Below are 20,383 nucleotides of genomic sequence, written 5' to 3'. Positions count from 1 at the left end.
ACTTGCGACGGAAATCCGGCGACAATTTGTCTGCCGGAGTGTCGCGTGTTTACCTCAACCACTTGTTAAGGGCAACGCACGGGCAGTTTCAGGCCGCCCGGCGTGGCATTTTGTGCACTTATTTAACGTGGTGCATGTCGTCGTCCCAAAACCGTTTCACACTTTTGGGCGACATGCATTTATTTGATTTGGTGCATGTCGTCGTCCCAAAACCGTTTCACACTTTTGGGCGACATGCACCTACAGCCGTCCAAGAGCCTTCAGCTCATGCAACACGGCGGCGTCGCGGGCCGACACATCCGGGAATTCCGGGTCCTGCCCGACATCGGCGGTGTAGCGCCAGGAGCGCGCGCATTTTACCAGGCCGCGATCCTCGGCCTTCTCCACCACCACCGCCACACCCTTGACGTCGTCGAGCGTGAAGGCGCCTTCCGGGGCCTTGCCGTGCTTGACGACGAGATCGCTGGTAATCGCCATCTCGGCCATGTCGACATCGGCGATCGCGGCTTCCAGCGCGGCGTCGTCGAGCGTCACCACCGGCACCGCCTCGAGCGAAGAGCCGATCAGCTTCTCGGCGCGCGCAATCTCCAGCGCGCCGGTGACGACGCGGCGAACCTGCCTCACCTTGCGCCATTTCTCGGCCAGCGCCTCGTTGCGCCAGTTCTGCGGGATCGCCGGGAATTGGTCGAGATGCACCGAGACGGCGTCCGGATGGCGGTCGAGCCATGCTTCCTCTGTGGTGAAGGGCAGCATCGGCGCCAGCCATTTCACCAGGCATTCGAAGAGATGGCGCACCACCTGCACGGCCGCCCTGCGGCGCAAGCTCGACGGTCCGTCGCAGTAAAGCGCATCCTTGCGGATGTCGAAATAGAAGGCCGAAAGCTCCACCACCATGAAGTCGAGCAGCGTGCGGGTGATGCGCTTGAACTCGAAAGCGTCATAGCCCTGGCGCACCACTTCGTCCAACTCTGACAGCCGGTGCAGCATCAGCCGCTCCAGTTCCGGCATCGTCTCGACCGGCACGTCCTGGCCGTCGTCATGGGCGAGCGTGCCCAGCATCCAGCGGATGGTGTTCCTGAGCTTGCGGTAGGCGTCGATATTGGTCTGCAGCACGTTCTTGCCGAGCCGCTGGTCTTCCCAATAATCGGTCGTCACCACCCAGAGCCGCAGGATATCGGCGCCGGACTGCTTGATGACGTCCTGCGGCACGACGGTGTTGCCGAGCGACTTCGACATCTTGCGGCCTTCCTCGTCCATGGTGAAGCCATGGGTGATGACCGTGTCGTAGGGCGCCCTTCCCCTGGTGCCGCAGCTTTCGAGCAGCGAGGAGTGGAACCAGCCGCGATGTTGGTCCGAGCCTTCGAGATAGACGTCGGCCGGCCATTTGAGGTCGGGACGGTCCTCCAGCGTGAAGACATGCGTCGAACCGGAATCGAACCAGACGTCGAGGATGTCCATCACCTGGTGCCATTTCGAGGCGTCGTGATTGCCGAGGAAACGTTCCTTGGCGCCGTCAGCGAACCAGGCGTCGGCGCCTTCCTTCTCGAACGCCTCCATGATGCGCTGATTGACGGCCTCGTCCTTCAGCACATTGCCGTCCTCGTCGGCGAAGACGGCGATCGGCACGCCCCAGGCGCGCTGGCGCGACAGCACCCAGTCGGGGCGCTCCTCGATCATGGCGCGGATGCGGTTCTGGCCGGCCGCCGGCACGAAGCGGGTGTCGTCGATCGCCTTCAGCGCGCGGCTGCGCAGCGTGGTGCCATCGCCGAGGTCCTTGTCCATATAGACGAACCATTGCGGCGTGTTGCGGAAGATGATCGGCTTCTTCGAGCGCCAGGAATGTGGGTAGCTGTGCTTCAACCGGCCGCGCGCGAAGAGCGCATTGCGCTTGATCAGCTCGTCGATGACCGCCTGGTTGGCGTTGCCCTTCTTGCCGTTGTCGTCGATGACGCGCGCCGCACCGCCCTCGCGGTCCGGGCCGAAGCCCGGTGCGTCCTTGGTGAAAAAGCCGGCATCGTCGACCGGGAACGGGATCGCCGTGTCGATACCGCCGCGCTTGAGCAGTTCGGCCACCGCGTCCATCCAGGCGTCGAAGTCCTCGCGGCCGTGGCTGGGGGCGGTGTGGACGAAGCCGGTGCCGGCATCGTCGGTGACGTGCTCGCCGGCGATCATCGGCACCGGGTACTCATAGCCGCCGCCAAGCCCCTTGAACGGATGCGAAAGCGTAAGGCTTGCAAGCTGTTCGGCCGAGACGCTGTTAAGCCGGTTCAGGGTGATCTTGGCCTTGGCCGCGCTCTCCTCGGCGAGCGCGTCGGCAAAGATCAGCTTCTCGCCGGGCTGCGGGCCGAAGGCGTTCTCGGCCGCCGTCACCTCATAGAGGCCATAGGCGACGCGGGGCGAATAGCTCACGGCGCGGTTGCCGGGGATGGTCCAGGGCGTGGTCGTCCAGATGACGACATGCGCCTCGACGAGGTCTAGCGCGGCTCCGTCCAACGCCGGCGCGGCGCCGGCGACGGGCTGGGCGAGGCTCGCGACAGGGAACTTCACCCAGATTGTGTCGCTCTCGTAGTCTTGGTACTCGACCTCGGCCTCGGCGAGCGCGGTGCGCTCGACCACGCTCCACATCACGGGCTTCGAGCCGCGGTAGAGCTGGCCGGACATGGCGAACTTCAACAGTTCGCCGGCGATGCGCGACTCGGCATGGTAGGCCATCGTCGTATAGGGATTGTCGAAATCGCCGATGACGCCGAGGCGCTGGAACTCGCCGCCCTGAACCTTGATCCAATGCTGGGCGAAGTCGCGGCATTCCCTGCGGAACTCGTTGACCGGCACCTCGTCCTTGTTCTTGCCCTTGGCGCGGTACTGCTCCTCGATCTTCCATTCGATCGGCAGGCCGTGGCAGTCCCAACCCGGCACGTAGTTGGCGTCATAGCCGCGCATCTGGAAGGAGCGGTTGATGACGTCCTTGAGGATCTTGTTCAGCGCATGGCCGATATGGATGTTGCCGTTGGCGTAGGGCGGGCCGTCATGCAGCACGAATTTCTCGCGGCCGGCGGCCTCCTCCCGCAGCTTTTTGTAAAGCTCCATGTCCTGCCAGCGTTTGACTAGGCCAGGCTCCTTCTCGGGCAGGCCGGCGCGCATCGGGAAGTCCGTCTGCGGCAAATAAAGCGTCTTGGAATAGTCGATCGTTTCAACAGTGTCGGTCATTGATCTGCCATCTGCGTTGCCCGGCGGCGGAAAGCCCGGGCGTTGAGTCTTAGCTGACGCATATCGCTTTCCCAAAACCGGAGCCCACTTTTGGGCGATATGCGTTGATTTTCTTGAAAAAGCGCGAGGGGCGCGCGCGAAAACTCCCGGCGGCTCCAGCGGCGCTCAGGCCGCCCGGAACACCGGGCCCGTAATTCGTATCGCGATCGCGAAAAGGCGCGAAAAGCTCGTCATGGCGTGGCTTTTAGCGGATGGCGCGGCAGGAATAAAGCGCGGATTTCAAGGCATGAAGCCGCTTTCACGGCCTACATGGTGAAATTGAAGCGGTAAGTGGTCGAGACACCGAAGGTCCACTGGTTGCGATCGCCGCGTTCCTTGACCAGGCTGGAATCGGCGGCCGGCCCCATCAGGCGCGAATATTCGGTAAAGACGCTCGCCGTCATCGGCTCGGTCACTTTCCAGGTGATCGCGCCGCCGAGGCCCGTCGACTTCAGCCCGCCGCCGGGATGGTACTCGCTCAAGCCCGAGGCAGCCGCTTCCTTGGCGTTGACGCCGTAATAGGCGTCGAAATAGTCGGACGATGCGAAGGAAACGCGCGGCCCACCGGAAATGCGCACGGTCGGCGTGATGTCATAGAAGGCGTCCGCGGCGATGTCCGCGACGAAGCCGTTGTGGGCACGAATGCCGTGCCTGAGTTCCGCCCGCGCCCTCACCCAGTCCAGCGGATAGAATTCGAAGAAGCCGCCCGCCTCACCGCCCCAGCGCACCGGATCGAGGCCCTTGAGCTCGTCCTTGCTCTCGCGCGAGAAGATGAACTTGCCGGTCAAGCCGGCGCGAACGGAACCGTCATCGATCAGCGCCAGCGAGATGTTGTCGTTGCGCGAGGTGAAGCGCGCCTCCGGACCGACCTTGCCGAGCGAGATGATCGGCTGGGCGCTCAGCATGTATTTCTTGCCGCCCTCGAAATTCGGCGCGACAAGCGCCGTGGCGCCGAGCGTCAGGTACCAGTCGCCGGATATCCAGCTGCCTTCGCCCGCCTGGGCGACAGGTGCACTGAGCAGGCCCATGGCGACGGCCAGCGGAATCGTCCCGACAATACGCATCGTCACCCCTTACGCGAAACGCGCCGGCAGCACCACCTGCCAGCGCTCAAGCCATGCCGTGCGTCCGGTAAAATTTGACTTAAAATCGTAACATCGAAACCGACCGGCAGGCCAACTAGCCCACACGCCGGTTGCGGCGGAACGTCTCTATCAGATCGCAAGCCGCTTCCAGCCCGCCGGTAAGCTGGTTCGATGCGCCGTAGGCAAGAGCCGCCTCGCGCCATCGGCCCCGAATCGCCGGATCGCCGGCCTTCAGGATTGCCTGCCGCCAAATTTCGGGATCGTCGCGACTGGCTACGACCAGTCCCGCCCCGCTGGCTTCGACATATTTTGCATATCCGCAGGCGGCCGATGCGATGACCGGCAGGCCATTTGCGAGTGCCTCGAGGATCACCGTGCCGGTATTTTCCAGGCGAGCCGGATGCAGCATGAAATCGCTCGCAACCACAATCGCCGGGATGTCTTCCTGGATGCCCAGCAGGGTAACCCGTTCCGATATGCCGGATTTGGCAATCAGGGCGCGAAGCCGCGTTTCTTCTTCGCCGTTCTTGCGAAAACCGGCGACCAGCCAATGGATGTTCGAGACCGATTGAAGAGCCTTTGCCGCCCGGTCAAGACCCTTCACCTTCAATTTGTTGGCGATGGTCAAGGCTATGGTGGCCTCACGAGGAAGCCCGAAACGATCGCGGATTTCATTACGGTCGCCGGTCAACAGCTCCGGTCGGCGCCGTTTCGGGTCGAGCGTCGGCCCGACCACGTGAATGCGGGATTCCTCGGTTCGCCAGAAGCCGCGGTAAAGCGCTGCCTGCTGTTCGCTGAGCGCAATGATCTGCGCGGCGCTACCGGGGGCAAAGATCATCGATTCGAGGTTCTGCTGGCGCATGAAGCGCGGAGAGAACGGCCGCCACCACCCGAGCTTCGACACAAAATAGGGCGGGTCGCCGGCATAGTAGATGTCCAGGCCCGCCATCTTGTTGAAACCGACCACGCAGTCGAAGTCGCGCCTGACCGCCAGCACGGTCCTTCCCAGCGCATATTCGGTGCCCGGGTTCGAGAGAACCCGTGCCGGATGGACTTTTATCGTGGCCGAACTCTCGACGTGACCGACCTGACGGGTCGTCAGGATGGTCACGTTATGGCCACGCTCGACCAGTCGGTCGCTGATGTTGAGACAATCCCTTTGCAGCCCTCCGTTCATGAAGAGGGCAGAGATTGCGCAGCAGATTCTCATTTCATTTTCCGGAGCGCCGCCTTACCCCCCAAGATCGACGGAGAGAGGCTCCGGGTGCGCCCCAGACTTCCCCACTCAAACAAACACAGCCGGGCGCTCAAATGTTGGTCGTGTTGAAACCACGAATATGCTGTATATAGCCGGTTATCAAGAGACTTGGATGCTTTCGCGTTCGAGCTTCCTAAAAGAACCCAACCGGAGCGCGCTCATGAAAATTCCACGGGGCGATCGCAGCTGCCAAGCCGGGTTCGCCTGAAAGCCACCGCAGCCGTGCCAAAGACCCTGCGCGAATATGACTGGCGGCAATGGCTGAGGCTGCAGCCGATGCTGCATGCCATCAAGACCGCCCGTTACCGGAGAATCGACCGAAGGTTTCTGCGTCAGCCGGCCAAGGATGGCGACATCCCGGGTATCCGTGCCGCCGCCCGGGGTCGCGATGTCCTGCTGACCGTTGCCTTCGGCGATGCCCAATGCCTGGATCTGCAGTTGCGGCTGACGAAGGGACTGGTTCGCCACGATCTCCACATCGTGGCCGACAACAGCGTCGGCGAAGCCTCCGCAGGCAAGAACAGGCAGGTATGCGCGGCTCACGGCGCCGCTTATGTCAGGCTGCCCGCCAATCCGTGGACCGTAAGGAACCCGAGCCGGTCCCATGGCGCGGCGCTCAATTGGATGTGGCACAACATTCTGAAGCCCGCCGCACCGGCCGCGTTCGGATTCCTCGACCAGGACCTTTTCCCGACGCAGCCATGCGACCCCTTCGAACCTCTTGAAGGCGCGGCGTTTTACGGCGATCTGCGCTGGGCAGGCGCGCGATGGTATTTGTGGGCCGGCTATTGCTTCTTTCGGTTCGACGCCGTCGGCCGCGAGCCTCTCGATTTCGGGCTCGACTGGTTCGCCGGCCTTGACACCGGCGGAGCCAATTGGGAGGTGCTCTATCGGGATGCGGATCCCAATGCGGTGCCGCAACGGCCAATAACCGCATTCGCCGCCTTGCCGGGAATTGAGCTCAGGCAAGCCTATTGCGAATGGCGCGGAAGCTGGCTTCATGAAGTCGGCCTCGACGGCGACTTGTCGTTGAAGGCGAAAAAGCGCGAGACGGTCCTGCGACTGCTCGCCCCCGCACTCGAGATCGCGCTCGGATCGGCCCGACAATCAGATTGACAGTCGACAGACCGAGGAAACTTTGGAATTGGAATTTTGAAACCAGGTTGCCGACATTCGACAATTCAACGGCCATTCGGTCACGGCCGATTATCGCAGGGAAAGTTCCATTGCCGACAGTGAGCGTGATCATTCCGGTGCGAGACGGCGCGCCATATGTCGGCGAGGCCCTGCAAAGCATCCTGGACCAGGATCTGGCGGATATTGAAGTCATCGTCGTCGATGATGGATCTCGCGACGACAGCGCCGCGATCGCGACGTCGATCAGCGACCGTGACAGCCGCGTCAAGCTTGTCGCCAACCGCGGCAAGGGGATCGTCGATGCGCTCAACATGGGGCTTTCGCTCGCGCGGGCCCCTCTTGTGGCGCGCATGGATTGTGACGATGTCTCGCTGCCCGACAGGTTGCGCTTGCAGGTGGCGTGTTTCGAGGCGAATGCCGATCTGCAGTTGCTCGGCACGGCGGGATTGCAGATCGACCGGGACGGAAACCCGTTGAGGCCGCTTGACGTCCCCAGCCGCAACGACCAATTGCGGGACGCGCTGGCCAGGTACAATCCCATGCTTCATCCGACAGTGATGTTCCGGGCCGAGGCCGTCCGGCGCGCCGGAGGCTACCGCCGCGCGTTCACCTATGCGGAAGACTACGATCTATGGCTGCGGCTTTCCGAAACGGGAAAACTGGCCAACATGGATGCGCGGCTCGTGAAGCTGAGATCGCATCCGGGACAGGTATCGCGCATAAAGGAAGATCAGCAAAAGGCGGTCGCGGCGTTGGCCAGGCAGTCGGCGCTGCTGCGTCGCCATCGCGCCGAGCCGTTCGACGCGAACGGCCAACCCGCGCAGGCGATCGCGAGCTTTCTGGCATCGCGCGCGGCTATGGGGGGCGGCATCTCCAGCCTGGAAAGACGCGACATCGAGTTGCTGTTGCGAACCGCGGACATACCCCTGGCCCTCACTCTAAAGCTGCTGTTGCTCGCGGCTGCCGGCGCGCCCTCCTTCAGGACGCTCGCGCTGGGCCCTCGGCTGGCCTGGCGCAGGATGATCGCGCGTCCCGCGAAAATGCGGCTCAACTGATGCGCCCTCAATGATGCGTCTCGTCGTCGATCTCACGAGCATGGTGCGCTGGCTCGGCCCTCCGGTCGGCCTGGTCCGCGTGCAACGCCACTACGCGGCGGCCGCGGCCGCATTCAAGGCTTCCGAGGTGGCCTTCACCGTCTTCGACCCCTTCGAGCGGGTCCTTAGACAGGTTTCGCCTGGTATGGCGGCGGAAATCATCGCCGGCGACATTTCGTGCGATATGAGCTTCTACCCGGATCCGGCCCGCATCAAGATGCGGTTTTACGATCGCTGGCCAAGCCGGGCGCGGCAATTGCTGATGGCGATCATGAGACCGCGCCGGGTCCTGATAACGGAGATCGGCGCGTTCGGCCGACGCCATCCCGGCAGCCCCTTTCGCCGTTTCCTCGAGCGGATCGAAAACCGGCTGATGAAGGAAAACGAGCGGCGGCAGGTCGCCCGCGAGGACGGCTCCCGCGCCCGGATCGTCCCGCTCAGGACCGTGGCCGGCGACAAATACAATCTTTCGCCCGGCGACCATCTGCTTTTGATGAACAACGACTGGGCGCATACCGATATCGAGGTCATTTCGCGCGAGGCGCGCCCGGCCGGCGCAAAGCTGATCGTGCTCTTGAACGACATCATTCCGATCCAGTTTCCCGAATGGTACAGGCCGCACGACGTCAAGAGATTCACGGACTATGTGAATCTGGCGGTCGGGCTGGCAGACCGCTTCATCCTGACGTCGAGGCGCGTCACTTCCGATGTCGAGGACTATGCCGCCAAGCTCGGCGTCCATCTGCCGGAGCTGAGACACGTTCCTCTCGGCTGCGACAGCGCCCGCAAATCGAAGGCGGACGGCGGCCTGCCGGACGGGATCGAGACGGATCGCTATATCCTGTTCGTTTCCACCATCGAACCACGCAAGAACCATTCCCTCCTCATGGATGTCTGGCGGCGCCTCGTCCTGGACGGAACGGTCGCGCGCAGCGGCATGAAGCTGGTTTTCGTCGGCCGCAGCGGCTGGATGGTCGACGGGGTCCTGGCGAAGCTTCACAGCCATCCCGACTACGGCAAGAGCCTTGTCCATCTCGACAATGTCGATGACGCAACATTGTCCCGCCTTTACCGCAACAGTGCGTTCTGCGTGTACCCGTCGCTCTATGAAGGATATGGGTTGCCGCCCGTCGAGGCGCTGGCCTACGAAAAGGCGCTGATCGCCTCGACGGGCGGAGCCATCGCCGAAGTCGTCGGCTCTTCGGGCCTCTGCCTTGATCCGCTCGACATCGAAGGATGGGAAAACGCCATGCGGGAGTGGATCATCTCGCCCGCGGCCCGTGCTCCATATGAAGCGAAGGCCAGAGAATTCGTGGCGCGAAGCTGGGAGCAGGCCGGCCGGGAGACACTGGAGGCGACGCTTGCACCGTTCCCGGACGAAGTCCGGCCATCGCGACAGTGACCGCCTCACGGTCATGGAGAGCCGGCCACCCGCGGGTTCGGCCCGCGTTGCTGGACGGACAATGCCATTGGGTTTAGCTTCCTGTCGCCGCATGACCGGTGGTGAATTTCGAGGGAGATGAAACCATGACCTTGCCAAGCGACGCTCTCAAGGATGCGATCGGCCAGACGCGGGACAAATGGGGATGGTTCGTGGCGCTCGGCGTGTTGCTGCTGATCTTCGGCGGCATCGCCTTCGGCAATCTGTTCATCGCCACCGTCGCCTCGGTCTATGTCGTCGGCTGGCTGATGCTGATGGCAGGTGTCATCGAGATCATCCACGCCTTCGGGGTCAAGACCTGGGGACGTTTCTTCTATTGGCTGCTGAGCGGCCTGCTCTACGCCGTCGCCGGCTTCTTTGCCTTCGACAACCCGTTGCTCGCCTCGGCGGTGCTGACGCTGCTGTTGGCCATCGCGCTTGTGGCCTCGGGGCTTTTGCGGTCCTGGGTGGCCTTCAATCATCGGCCACAGCAAGGCTGGGGATGGCTGCTCGCGGCCGGCATCATCACCATTCTGCTCGGCCTGATGATCGCCATGGGCTGGCCGGTGAACAGCCTTTGGGTGCTGGGCATGTTCCTGGCGATCGACCTGGTCTTCCAGGGCTGGAGTTTCATCGCCATCGGGCTGGCGCTGAAGCGATAGAAGCACGCACTAAAGCGCGTCGCGCTGAAACGGATTCAGTTGACGCGCTTTAGGTCCTTTGTTTGATGCATGTCGTTGCCGCAAAACCGAGGTCACTTTTGCGCGACATGCATTAGTGCGTTTCACCGTTTCACGGAAACGGCGAACCGCGCTATCTCCTTGTTTTGACGCAATTTCGGACGGAAAACCGCTCACACTTTTCCTGAAATTGCTCTAGCTAGAACGCGATCTCGGCGTCCAGTTGCGAGAGCGGGCGCACGCCCGCCAGCAGCGCCCTCGCCTCGGCCTCGTCCTTCTTCATCTGCGCCACCAGCGAATCCAGGCCGTCGAATTTGAGCTCCGGGCGCAGGAAGCCGAAGAACGACACCTGGCAGGTCTGGCCATAGAGATCGCCGGAAAAATCGAAGACATAAGTTTCGAGCAGCGGCGCGCCATTGTCGTCGACGGTGGGACGCCGGCCGAAGCTGGCGACGCCATCATGGAGCGTGCCGTCGGCGCAACGGAAGCGGACGGCATAAATCCCTTCCCTCAAGGCCGCCTCCGGCGAAAGCCGCATGTTGGCGGTCGGGAAGCCCAGGGTGCGGCCAAGCTGCTGGCCGCCGATCACCTCGGCCTCGACGGTGAAACGGTAGCCGAGCAGGCCGGCGGCCTCCTCCACCTTGCCCTCGGTGAGCAGTCCCCGGATGCGGCTCGACGAAACCACCTCCGCGCCTTCATCGCGGAAGGCGTCGACCAGCGTCACGCCGAAGCCGTGCCGCTCTCCGGCCGCCATCAGAAAGGCCGGGCCGCCCTGGCGGTCCTTGCCGAAATGAAAGTCGAAACCGGTGACGGCGTGGCGGATGCCGAGGTTCTTCTCCAGCACATCGGTCACGAAAGCCTCGGGCGAGAGCGAGGCAAAATCGCGCGTGAACGGCTGCTCGGCCAAAGCGGCAAAGCCAAGCCCGGCGAGCAGTCGCGCCTTCATCGGCGGCGGCGTCAGCACGAAGAGCGGCACCTGTGGCCGGAACACCTTGCGCGGATGCGGCTCGAAAGTAAGCACCAAAGCTGGCACGCCATTGCGCCGGGCCTCGGTCAGCGCGCGCTCCAGGACGGACTGGTGGCCACGATGGACACCGTCGAAATTGCCGATCGCCACGACGCCGCCGCGCAGATGCGCGGGCAGCGGCGCGACCGCCGGAAGACGTTGGAAGGCTTGCATCATGTCGAGGCGCCCGTCATGGCCAGATCACCAACCTATTGCAGACGCGGAATGACGGCGACCGGCCGGTAGCCGTGCTTTTCAAGGAAGCCGGCCAGCCTTTCTGGATCGGGGCGGAGCGGATCGCCATAGTCACGGGCGTGGATGCCGCCCGAGACATAGAGCACGTCGAAGCCGTTGTCGGCCGCGCCCTTGACGTCCGTCATCATGCCGTCGCCGATGGCGAGAACCTCGCTGCGCTCGACGGATCGGCTAAGAAGGCCGGCGACCTCCTTCATGGCAACATCGTAGATCGGCGCGAAGGGCTTGCCGGCAATCAGCGTGCGGCCGCCCAGTTGTGCGTAATCCCGCGCAAGCGCGCCGGCGCACCAGATGGTGCGCTCGCCGCGCTCCACCAGGATGTCCGGATTGGCGCAAATGAACGGCAAATTGCGGGCACGCAGCCGCAGCAGCAGCTCGGCATAATCGGCGGGTTTCTCGACCTCGTCGTCATAAAGGCCGGTGCAGACGATGCCAGAGGCCTCGAATTCCTCGACGAGATCGACATCGAGCCCGTCATAGAGCGTGAAATCGCGCTCGGGACCGATGTGGAAGATCTTCCTCGGTCCCTCGGCGATCAGGTCGCGGGTCACATCGCCCGACGTAACGACCCGGTCGCAGGCATCGGCAGGGACGCCGATAACCTTCATCTGGGCGACGACGTCGGCGCTGCGACGCGGCGAATTGGTGATCAGCACGACAGGCACCTTGGCCGCGCGCGCCCTTGCAAGTGCGGCGGCAGCGGCCGGAAAATGCCATTCGCCGTTGTGCACGACGCCCCATACGTCGCACAGGATTGCGGCGTAGCGCCCCGCCAGATCGTCGAGCGAAGCGATGATGTCAGGCGAATCCGCCATGCTGTGTCCCTGATTTTGACCCTGGCAAGGCCGCGACGGCCGGGTCCACCGCGGTTGGTCCCGCATAACGGAAGCGCTTCATCCTGTCACGAGCTTTCCCCGTCGCCACCTATCGAGTCGATACCGCAAGCACAGGGTTAACGCGCCGTCAAAAAGGCGGCGCGTGGTTGATTGTTTCGCGCAAGCTGAAATTTAACGATTTGTGACCATGGTAGCAGACTGGATACGACTATCGTCGCATCTCGACATGGGTCCTTGGCGGGGGAAAAGCGCAATGATCCTCGATTTTTTTCGCGATAGGCGGGGTAACTACGCCTTAATGACGGTCATCACGATGATACCGCTGATGGGCGGCGTGGCATTGGCTGTGGACTATACCGAGCTGGTGCGGGAGCGGCAGGAGACACTCAACGCACTGGACGCCGCCGGCATCGCGACGGCACAGCAGATCGTCGCCGGCGCCACGGACGCCGAAGCCAAGGCCTATGCCAAGACATTCTTCGAGGCCAATCTCAGGCATGTCCTTCCAGCGAACACGACGCTGACGGTGACCCTGCCGAACAACAATGCTGGCGGCGGCACGCTGGTTCTCGAAGCAGCGATGACCTACAAGCCGTATTTCCTGCCGGCCGCGGTCGCGCTGCTCGGCGGAACAGCCGGCCAGACGAACCTCACCTTCTCGGCCAGGTCCGAGATCCGCCTCAAGAACACGCTGGAAGTTTCGCTGGTGCTCGATAATTCGGGCTCGATGACCGATATCAGCGTCTCGAACAAGGTGCGGTTCGACCTGTTGAAGAGCGCGGCCAAGCAGCTTGTCGACCAACTGTCTGGGCAAGCGCAGTTGATGAAGCAGGTTTCCAAGTCAGTCCAGTTCAGCCTGGTGCCCTTCGCCGCCTCGGTCAATGTCGGCTCTGCAAACGCCGACGCTGCCTGGATGGACACCACAGGCCTCTCGCCGCTCGACCAGGAGAACCTCGATTGGTCGACGCTCACCTCGGCCAACTCTCCCAACCAATATGCGGTGAAATCCGGCAGCAACTACTACGCGAAAGGTTCGGCGTGGGATCCAGTTCAGTTGAACAATGTGCTGACGCGCTTCTCGATCTACAAGTGGATGAAGCGCATATCGTCGTGCACCAAAGACAGGAATAACAACTGCACGTCCAACATTGTGTACGCGCCAATTGCGAGCTGGGGCGGCTGCGTCGAATCGCGCCCCTATCCCTACAACATTCAGGATACGGCCGCCTCGACCTCGACACCGGCGACTATGTTCGTGCCTATGTTCGCACCTGACGAGACCGATAACACCGACGGCTTTTCGCGTTCCGCCTACAGCAATTGGCACTTGGATGCATCAAGCGGTACGGACGCGGCGCGGCAGCGCTACATGCCGAAATATTTCAATGCCGGCATCGGCACCAAAGTGACGCCCGCCTACGGCATGAACGAAGGCCCTAACACCAGTTGCAGCACAACCGCTATCACGCCGCTCACCGACGTATCGACCACGGCAGGCGCAACGTTCGTCAAGACGGCGATCGATGCCATGGCCGCCAGCGGCGCCACCAACGTACCGGAAGGCATGGCCTGGGGCTGGAGAACCCTCTCCAGCACAGCTCCGTTCACTGAGGGCCGCCCCGAGAATGAAAAAGGTAACGACAAGGTCTTGATCGTCCTGACGGACGGCGCAAATACGTATTACACACCAAACTCGCTCGGGGCCAATGACCTGGCGGGTGCCAAATCTACTTATTCGGCGCTTGGTTATGTGAATCCGTACAATACTACCTACAGCTATGGCCGCATTTTCCTCGGTACCAGCAGCAACGTCAGCAAGACCGACTATTCGAATGCCAACTACACCAAGGCCATGAACGAGCATTTCGCCACGCTGTGCGACAATGCCAAGGCCGCTAACATCATCGTCATGACCATCGCGCTTGACCTCAATTCCAGCAACACCGCCGAAGCGGCGCAGATGGCCGCGCTGAAGAGCTGCTCGTCGGATTCGCGTTTCCGCAAGGATCCAACCGACCCCAGCAAGCCCAAGAAGCTGTTCTGGAACTCGACCGGCGCGACGTTGTCGGACGACTTCAAGGAAATCGGCAACGAACTGTCGAACCTGCGCATCGTCAGCTGAACAGCAGGACAAACGATCCTCGACGCCCGCCGCGCGGCGGGCGTTTTTCGTCGTGGACCACGCCATTGCAACTGGCTTGGTTAGCGGTTGGTGAAGCCGCCGTTAAGCAATCGAGCGGTTTGCCAAACCGGTCCTTCAGCGTTTTGTGGAAGTGTGGCCCGGCGAAAATCCGTCGGCGGGGGGCCGCTTACCTGAAATGCGTGAATTCTGGCGTCACTTCTGCCGCGACCGGCGCGGCAACTATGCCCTGATGACTGCGATCGCCATGGTGCCGTTGATGGGGGCGGTGGCGATGGCGGTCGACTTCAGCGAGCTCAACCGCCAGAAGCAGATGGTGTTGAACGCGCTCGATGCCGCCAATTTCGCCGCCGCGCGGCGGCTTGCCGAAGGCGCCACGGACGATCAGATCAGAGCCTACGCGGTCGACTTCTTCAACGCCAATCTCAACAACATCGACCCCGCCAACATCTCGCTCGACATCACGCTCCCAACCAGCCAGGCCGGCGGCGGTCTGCTGACCATGAGCGCCACGCTGAACTACCACCCTTACTTCTATCCGTCCTCCTCGCTGCTCGTCGGCGCATCCACGGTCGATGCGAACAAGTCGATCAACCTCGACATGGACTCCCAGGTGCGGCTGAAGAACACGCTGGAAGTGGCGATGGTGCTCGACAATTCGGGCTCCATGACAACGCCCGGCACCGGCACGGGACAAAAGCGCATCGACCTGCTCAAGCAGGCCGCCAAGCAGCTTGTCGACACGCTGGCCCAGCAGGCGTCGCAGATCAAGCAGATCGACAAGCCGGTCCAGTTCAGCCTCGTGCCGTTCGCAGCCTCGGTCAATGTGGGGACGAATAACGACAATGCTCCCTGGATGGACACATACGGGCTGTCGCCGATCGCCAACGAGAATTTCGACTGGTCGACGCTGAATACCCCTGACAAATATGCTCAGAAAATCAATGGGATCTGGTACAAAAAGGGTACTGGCTGGGGCGCGGAGGAAAACCAGATATTGACCCGTTTCGAGCTTTATCGGGACATGAAGGTGGTCACCAGCCACGAACGCATCGTCGGCAGCGCGCGCACGGTCTGCGACACATATCGCTCGAACCACACATGTTCGAGCAGCCACACGGAATACGACTACAACGACACCTATGGCCCGTTCGCCAGTTGGCAGGGATGCGTCGAGGTGCGGCCCTATCCTTATAACGTCGACGACACGCCGGCCTCAGGCGGCCCCAACAACACCGGCATCGGCGTCGGCGATCCGGCAACCATGTTCGTGCCGATGTTCGCGCCGGACGAGCCCGGCAACCATTGGTACGTCACACAGGATCCTGACGAACCGAAGCCGGTGACTTATGGCGCCGCCAACAGTTGGTGGAACGACGATCCGTCGAGCACCACCGGCAAGACAAGGCAGTCCAACATGGCCAAATACTTCATGCCGCGGCCGATCAATGCTCCGGTGCTGGGCTCGGGCGCCGGCCCGAACTACAGTTGCACCACCACGCCGATCACCCAGCTCACCGACGTCACCAACGCGGACGGGCTTGCGGCCATCAAGGCGGCGATCGACCTGATGAAGCCCAACGGCAACACCAATGTGCCCGAAGGCATGGCCTGGGGCTGGCGCACCGTGTCGAGCGCCGCCCCCTTCACCGAGGGACGGCCGGAGACCGAGCGCGGCAACGACAAGGTCGTCATCGTGCTCACCGACGGCGAGAACACCTATTCGACGGTCAGTTCAGATCCGGCCGGCAACAAGTCGACCTATGCCGCCTATGGCTACACCGGCGTCGGCTACAACGGCACCTCGGTCACCCGCCTGTTCGGCGGCACGTCGAGCGCCATCGGCCAGTTCAACTATTCGTCGAGCAACTACACCGCGGCGATGAACGAGCAGATGGCGAAGCTGTGCGACAACGCCAAGGCGGCCAACATCATGGTGATGACGGTCGCGCTCGACATGTCGTCGGCAAGTTCAAGCGACCAGAAGGCGATGGCCGCTCTAAAGACCTGCTCTTCCGATTCCCGCTTCCGCAAGGATCCGACCGACCCAAGCAAACCGGCCAAGCTGTTCTGGAACGCGACCGGAGCGACGCTCTCCGACAATTTCAAGGAGATCGCCAACGAGTTGTCGAACCTGCGCGTGGTCGGGTAGCGGAGTTCCGAAGTAACGATTATCTGGCGCAACGGCTTGCGCTGCGAAGCCCTTGCGCCCTCTCGTGAAGCCGCGCACATGTGCCGCCGCGCTTTGCTGGAGCCACTCGATGCCCGACGCCGCCAACCATCTGACCTTCGCGCTGATCTGCCTCGGCATGGTGCTCACGCCGGGGCCGAACATGATCTACCTGATCTCACGCTCGCTGTCGCAAGGGCCGAAAGCCGGGCTGATCTCGCTCGGCGGCGTGGCGCTGGGCTTCCTGTTCTACGTGGTGTCGGCGGCCTTCGGCATCACCGCGCTCATCTTCGCCGTGCCTTACGCCTACAACGCGCTCCGCTTCGCCGGCGCGCTGTATCTTCTATGGCTCGCCTGGCAGGCGCTGAAGCCCGGCGGGCGCTCGCCCTTCCAGGTCCGCGAGTTGCCGAGGGACAGGCCGCGCAGGCTTTTCGTCATGGGGCTGATGACCAACCTGCTCAATCCGAAGGTGGCCGTGCTCTACCTGTCGCTGCTGCCGCAGTTCATCAATCCGGCCAAGGGCCATGTTCTGTCGCAGCTTCTGGTGCTGGGCGTGACGCAGATCTCGATCAGCCTCACCGTCAACGCCATCATCGCCGTGACCGCCGGCTCGATCGCGACCTTCCTGGCCGGACGGCCGTTCTGGCTGGTCGTCCAGCGTTGGATGATGGGCACGGTGCTGACGGCGCTGGCCTTGAGGATGGCGACCGAGGCGCAAAGGTAGCCGTCACCCCAAGAACACTGCCATTCTACATCGGCCGGCGTTCAGGCCGGATTTGCTCCGGCTCGACGACCTTGCGGTAGAGATGCCAGGTCGCGTGGCCGAGGATCGGCATGACGACGGCGAGCCCGGCAAACAGCGGGATCGAGCCGATCACCAGCAACACGGCGACGGTGAGGCCCCAGAGCGCCATCGTCAGCGGGTTGGCCATCACCGCGCGGGCCGAGGTTTCGATCGCCGAGACGGCGCCGACGTCGCGGTCGAGCAGCAGCGGGAAGGCAATGACGGTGGTGGCCAGAACGACAACGGCGAAAACGAAGCCGACGGCGTTGCCGAGGAGGATCAGCGTCCAGCCCTTGCCGGTCGTCAGCACGTCGCGCACAAAAGCGCCGACCGAGGCGGGCGGCTCGGCGCCGAACAGGCTGGTGTAAAGCGACTGCGCGGTGAACAGCCACAACAGGAACAGCGCGAAGAGCAGGATGCCGATGACTGCGATCGACGGCAGCGCCGGCGAATGGCGGACATCGAGCGCATGCCGCCAGTGAGTGTTCATGCCGAGCTCGCGCCGGCGGCTGATCTCATAAAGGCCGATGGCCGCGAACGGGCCGATCAGCGCGAAACCGGACATCAACGGATAGACGAGCTGGATGGCGTTCGAGCCCGAGGTCCACTGCGTCAGGATCAGGCCGACGATCGGGTAGACCAGGCAGAGGAACACATAATGCGAGGGCTTGGCCCAGAAGTCTTCGGCGCCGAGCTTCAGCGCGTCCCAAAGGTCCGAGGTGGAGATGCGGCGCACCGTGGGCTGCACGTGCATCCCATACGCGTCCGACATGACATGAAAACCGGCCATAACCGTCCTCCGTTTGTCAGTGCATGAGCCCGAAAACCAGAAGGTTCTCGTTAAGCAATCATGCGCCAGATCAACGCGGGTCGGTCACCGCCTGTGGGTGGCCGCCCGTGGCTGCCACTTCAAGAACGACCACATCATAATCGATCTTCCGGGAAAAGTCGCCGCATCACGCGATTTTCATCGCCTGCCCGGCAAAAGCCACGATCGCCGGTATCAGAGGCCGGATGAGCATCTCGATCACAGCCCTCCCCGATCTCAACCGCCGCATGCTGCTCAAGGCTGCCGGCCTTGCAGCGCTTGCCGGCATCGCCGCCTGCAGCACCGTCACGGTGCCGACCGGCGAAGGCGCCGGCGCCTCCTCCTCAGCCACCGCGACGCTAGCCAGCATCCGCAGCTCCGCTGGGATGCCGGCGCTGACGCCGGACGCGCAGCTCGAACAGGCAGCACTTCAGCAGGCCGGCTACATGGCCTCGCGTGAACGCATGAGCCACACCACCGGCTGGGGCAAGGATTTCGCCTCGCGCATGAAGGACAATGGCGTGCGGGGTGCCGCGGCGGAAAACATCGCCGAGGGCCGTTTCGACCAGCAAAAACTGTTCGACATCTGGATGCATTCGGCCGGCCACCGCCGCAACATGCTCGATCCGGACTTCAGCCGTTTCGGGCTGGCTTATGTGCGCGACGGCCGCGATCCCGCCTTGCGCTATTGGGCGCTCGTGCTCGGCAGGTAAGGCTGGAAGAGCCACCGCCTGCGGGCGGCTCGATGATCAGCCGCCGCGCAGCTCTTCAGCGTGCGCCTTGGCCAGCGCGGCCATGCTGTCGAAGCGAAAATCCACCTTCGGCACCTCGCCCGGATGCATCGTGGCGCCAAAGCCCTGATCGGCGTGCCTGCGATGGATCCAGCAGGAATTGAGACCTAGGCGGCTGGCGGGAACATGATCATGGAACAGGCTTTCGGCCGTGTGCAGGATCTGCCCCTTGGCGATGCCGATCGTGCCGAGCTTCTCGAGCATATAGTTGAAGTTGCGGTCGGAAGGCTTGTAGGAGCCGATATCCTCGGCCGTGTAGATCGCGTCGAAATCCACGCCGAGCTTTTTGTTGCTGAAAGAGAAGCTGGTGTTGTCGACGTTGGAGAGGATGACCAGCTTGTAGTGCTGCTTGAGATATCGCAGCGCTTGCGCGGTATCGGCAAAGGCCGGCCAGTCCTTCACGCTTTCGCCATAGGCCACGCATTCTTCGCGGGTGGCGACGACGCCCCATTCCTCCGCGAGCCGCTTGTAGACGACCGCCAGGAGGTCGCTGTAGCGCTTTGCAGGCGTCCATGTCTGCTGACTGGATTCATGGCGGGCATGCGCTTCCAGTATCTCGTTGCGGCTGACGCCGCGGCCGACCCGATCGGTCAGCGGCTTCAGGCCGTCGATCATGCCGGTTTCCCAGTCTATGAGGGTTCCGTAGCAGTCGAAGGTCAGCGCTTGGAAATCCGTCAGCTTCATGGGTTTACCTCCTTGATGTCCATGATTGGTTGAATTCGGCCGCGCGACGCGGTGAGCCAGACCCCGAACAGGGTCACGCCGAGGCCGAGGAACATCGCTGTCGACAGCGGCTCGCCGAACATCGCCCAGCCCCACAGCATCGTCACCGGCGGGCTGAGATAGATCACGCTGCCGACCTGGGCGACGCTGTAAAGGCGCAGGCTGGCGTAATAGATGCCGTAGCAGAAGAAGGTCGAAAACAGCACCAGCCAGGCGATGCCGGACGCGAAACGGCCGTCGAGAGGCGGCGCCAGCCCGCCATTCCATGCGGCGCAGACGGCAAAGAGCATCGCTGCCGTCAGGCATTGAATGCACAGGCTCTGGTGGATGGGCATATCGATCGTTCCCATCCGCTTCTGCACAACCGTCGCCAACGCCATGACCAGCATGGAGCCGACCGTCACCAGATAGGCCCAGAGCGGGGCCGTGCCGAGGGTCAGGCTGTCGAGCGAGACGATGAGCACGCCGGCCGCTCCGAGAGCCGTTCCGACCCATTGCCTGCCGCTGAGACGCTGACCCAGCACCGGTTGCGACAGGGCCGCGATGGCGAGAGGGACAAGATCGGAGATCAGCGCGACAAGGCCGGTCGGCACACGTTGGCCGATGGCCAGGGCGAACCCGCCCAGATAGAGAAACATCGTCGCCGCGCCGAACACCATCTGCTGACTCACCGCACGCGCGCCGATACGCGGCCCGATCAGGAGGGCGAATGGCAGAAGGATCAATCCGGACACCAAGGTCCGCCAGAACAGCACCAGCATGACATCGGCATTCTCGCTGGTGAAGCGGATGCCGACAAAGCCGGAGCTCCAGCTCAGGACCAGTGCGGCGGCCATGATCGGCCACAGCAATGGATAGGCTTTGTTTTGCGCCAGCATCGTCAAGCTTTCTGTCCCCGGCACCTCGATCCAAAAGCGGATCAAAGCCGTCCGCGCAGACTTATGGCGACG

16 protein-coding genes are annotated in these 20,383 nt (G+C 62.8%); 8 read left to right on the top strand and 8 right to left on the bottom strand.

Going from position 1 to position 20,383, the window contains the following annotated elements; genetic code table 11:
* Positions 1–240: 240 nt before the first annotated feature.
* From ileS to WDX12_RS24445, 3 genes are all read right to left on the bottom strand, one after another.
* Positions 241–3,207: an isoleucine--tRNA ligase gene (ileS, locus tag WDX12_RS24455; RefSeq protein WP_434722323.1), complete on the bottom strand. Its 2,967-nt coding sequence runs from the start codon at positions 3,205–3,207 to the stop codon at positions 241–243.
* A gap of 305 nt (positions 3,208–3,512) precedes the next feature.
* Complete coding sequence (locus WDX12_RS24450; RefSeq protein WP_434722322.1) at positions 3,513–4,310, bottom strand: MipA/OmpV family protein; 798 nt, start codon at positions 4,308–4,310, stop codon at positions 3,513–3,515.
* 115 nt (positions 4,311–4,425) lie between these two features.
* Entirely contained in the window at positions 4,426–5,541 is a 1,116-nt protein-coding gene (locus WDX12_RS24445) for a glycosyltransferase family 4 protein (RefSeq protein WP_434722321.1), read from the bottom strand.
* Between the two features lie 156 nt (positions 5,542–5,697).
* Here WDX12_RS24445 and WDX12_RS24440 point away from each other — a divergent pair, with 156 nt between their 5' ends.
* The 4 genes from WDX12_RS24440 (at position 5,698) to WDX12_RS24425 (ending at position 9,902) form a co-directional block, all read left to right on the top strand.
* Complete coding sequence (locus WDX12_RS24440) at positions 5,698–6,705, top strand: hypothetical protein (RefSeq protein ID WP_434722320.1); 1,008 nt, start codon at positions 5,698–5,700, stop codon at positions 6,703–6,705.
* 47 nt (positions 6,706–6,752) lie between these two features.
* Positions 6,753–7,781: a glycosyltransferase gene (locus WDX12_RS24435; protein ID WP_434722319.1), complete on the top strand. Its 1,029-nt coding sequence runs from the start codon at positions 6,753–6,755 to the stop codon at positions 7,779–7,781.
* Positions 7,782–7,791: 10 nt separating this feature from the next.
* Positions 7,792–9,222: a glycosyltransferase family 4 protein gene (locus tag WDX12_RS24430; protein ID WP_434722318.1), complete on the top strand. Its 1,431-nt coding sequence runs from the start codon at positions 7,792–7,794 to the stop codon at positions 9,220–9,222.
* Between the two features lie 125 nt (positions 9,223–9,347).
* Complete coding sequence (locus WDX12_RS24425; protein WP_434722317.1) at positions 9,348–9,902, top strand: HdeD family acid-resistance protein; 555 nt, start codon at positions 9,348–9,350, stop codon at positions 9,900–9,902.
* 217 nt (positions 9,903–10,119) lie between these two features.
* Here WDX12_RS24425 and WDX12_RS24420 read toward each other — a convergent pair whose 3' ends face one another.
* Positions 10,120–11,100 carry a bifunctional riboflavin kinase/FAD synthetase gene (locus WDX12_RS24420; protein ID WP_320298445.1) on the bottom strand — a complete coding sequence of 327 codons (981 nt, stop codon included), beginning with the start codon at positions 11,098–11,100 and terminating at the stop codon, positions 10,120–10,122.
* 35 nt (positions 11,101–11,135) lie between these two features.
* Entirely contained in the window at positions 11,136–11,996 is an 861-nt protein-coding gene (locus tag WDX12_RS24415; RefSeq protein WP_434722316.1) for a TIGR01459 family HAD-type hydrolase, read from the bottom strand.
* A 274-nt stretch (positions 11,997–12,270) separates the two neighbouring features.
* On the opposite strand from WDX12_RS24415, the gene WDX12_RS24410 reads away from it, so the two are divergent.
* From WDX12_RS24410 to WDX12_RS24400, 3 genes are all read left to right on the top strand, one after another.
* Complete coding sequence (locus WDX12_RS24410) at positions 12,271–14,139, top strand: pilus assembly protein TadG-related protein (RefSeq protein ID WP_434722315.1); 1,869 nt, start codon at positions 12,271–12,273, stop codon at positions 14,137–14,139.
* A gap of 196 nt (positions 14,140–14,335) precedes the next feature.
* Positions 14,336–16,309, top strand: coding sequence for a pilus assembly protein TadG-related protein (locus tag WDX12_RS24405; protein ID WP_434722314.1), 1,974 nt, complete (start codon positions 14,336–14,338; stop codon positions 16,307–16,309).
* A gap of 109 nt (positions 16,310–16,418) precedes the next feature.
* Positions 16,419–17,051, top strand: coding sequence for a LysE family translocator (locus tag WDX12_RS24400; protein WP_434722313.1), 633 nt, complete (start codon positions 16,419–16,421; stop codon positions 17,049–17,051).
* Positions 17,052–17,076: 25 nt separating this feature from the next.
* Here the strand turns inward: WDX12_RS24400 and WDX12_RS24395 are convergent, their stop codons facing one another.
* Positions 17,077–17,901, bottom strand: a complete 825-nt coding sequence (locus WDX12_RS24395) for a DUF2189 domain-containing protein (protein WP_434722312.1) — start codon at positions 17,899–17,901, stop codon at positions 17,077–17,079.
* Positions 17,902–18,125: 224 nt separating this feature from the next.
* On the opposite strand from WDX12_RS24395, the gene WDX12_RS24390 reads away from it, so the two are divergent.
* Positions 18,126–18,632, top strand: coding sequence for a CAP domain-containing protein (locus WDX12_RS24390; RefSeq protein ID WP_320298275.1), 507 nt, complete (start codon positions 18,126–18,128; stop codon positions 18,630–18,632).
* 36 nt (positions 18,633–18,668) lie between these two features.
* Here the strand turns inward: WDX12_RS24390 and WDX12_RS24385 are convergent, their stop codons facing one another.
* The gene (locus tag WDX12_RS24385) at positions 18,669–19,394 is read right to left on the bottom strand and encodes a haloacid dehalogenase type II (RefSeq protein ID WP_434722311.1); all 726 of its coding nucleotides are present in this window, start codon (positions 19,392–19,394) and stop codon (positions 18,669–18,671) included.
* Positions 19,391–20,311, bottom strand: coding sequence for a DMT family transporter (locus WDX12_RS24380; RefSeq protein ID WP_434722310.1), 921 nt, complete (start codon positions 20,309–20,311; stop codon positions 19,391–19,393). The genes WDX12_RS24385 and WDX12_RS24380 overlap by 4 nt, the downstream gene beginning before the upstream one ends.
* Positions 20,312–20,383 lie beyond the last annotated feature (72 nt).

The sequence above is a fragment of the Mesorhizobium sp. RIZ17 genome (assembly GCF_051127865.1).
Classification (GTDB): Bacteria; Pseudomonadota; Alphaproteobacteria; order Rhizobiales; family Rhizobiaceae; genus Mesorhizobium; species Mesorhizobium humile.
The sequence above is the reverse complement of the archived record's forward strand: the minus strand, read 5'-3'. Positions and strand labels throughout refer to the sequence as shown.

Excerpts from the sequence above, each read along its gene's own strand:
- ileS (WP_434722323.1), bottom strand. The coding sequence starts at position 3,207 with ATGACCGACACTGTTGAAACGATCGACTATTCCAAGACGCTTTATTTG.
- WDX12_RS24450 (WP_434722322.1), bottom strand. The coding sequence starts at position 4,310 with ATGCGTATTGTCGGGACGATTCCGCTGGCCGTCGCCATGGGCCTGCTC.
- WDX12_RS24445 (WP_434722321.1), bottom strand. The coding sequence starts at position 5,541 with ATGAGAATCTGCTGCGCAATCTCTGCCCTCTTCATGAACGGAGGGCTG.
- WDX12_RS24430 (WP_434722318.1), top strand. The coding sequence starts at position 7,792 with ATGATGCGTCTCGTCGTCGATCTCACGAGCATGGTGCGCTGGCTCGGC.
- WDX12_RS24425 (WP_434722317.1), top strand. The coding sequence starts at position 9,348 with ATGACCTTGCCAAGCGACGCTCTCAAGGATGCGATCGGCCAGACGCGG.
- WDX12_RS24420 (WP_320298445.1), bottom strand. The coding sequence starts at position 11,100 with ATGCAAGCCTTCCAACGTCTTCCGGCGGTCGCGCCGCTGCCCGCGCAT.
- WDX12_RS24415 (WP_434722316.1), bottom strand. The coding sequence starts at position 11,996 with ATGGCGGATTCGCCTGACATCATCGCTTCGCTCGACGATCTGGCGGGG.
- WDX12_RS24410 (WP_434722315.1), top strand. The coding sequence starts at position 12,271 with ATGATCCTCGATTTTTTTCGCGATAGGCGGGGTAACTACGCCTTAATG.
- WDX12_RS24405 (WP_434722314.1), top strand. The coding sequence starts at position 14,336 with ATGCGTGAATTCTGGCGTCACTTCTGCCGCGACCGGCGCGGCAACTAT.
- WDX12_RS24400 (WP_434722313.1), top strand. The coding sequence starts at position 16,419 with ATGCCCGACGCCGCCAACCATCTGACCTTCGCGCTGATCTGCCTCGGC.
- WDX12_RS24395 (WP_434722312.1), bottom strand. The coding sequence starts at position 17,901 with ATGGCCGGTTTTCATGTCATGTCGGACGCGTATGGGATGCACGTGCAG.
- WDX12_RS24390 (WP_320298275.1), top strand. The coding sequence starts at position 18,126 with ATGAGCATCTCGATCACAGCCCTCCCCGATCTCAACCGCCGCATGCTG.
- WDX12_RS24385 (WP_434722311.1), bottom strand. The coding sequence starts at position 19,394 with ATGAAGCTGACGGATTTCCAAGCGCTGACCTTCGACTGCTACGGAACC.
- WDX12_RS24380 (WP_434722310.1), bottom strand. The coding sequence starts at position 20,311 with ATGCTGGCGCAAAACAAAGCCTATCCATTGCTGTGGCCGATCATGGCC.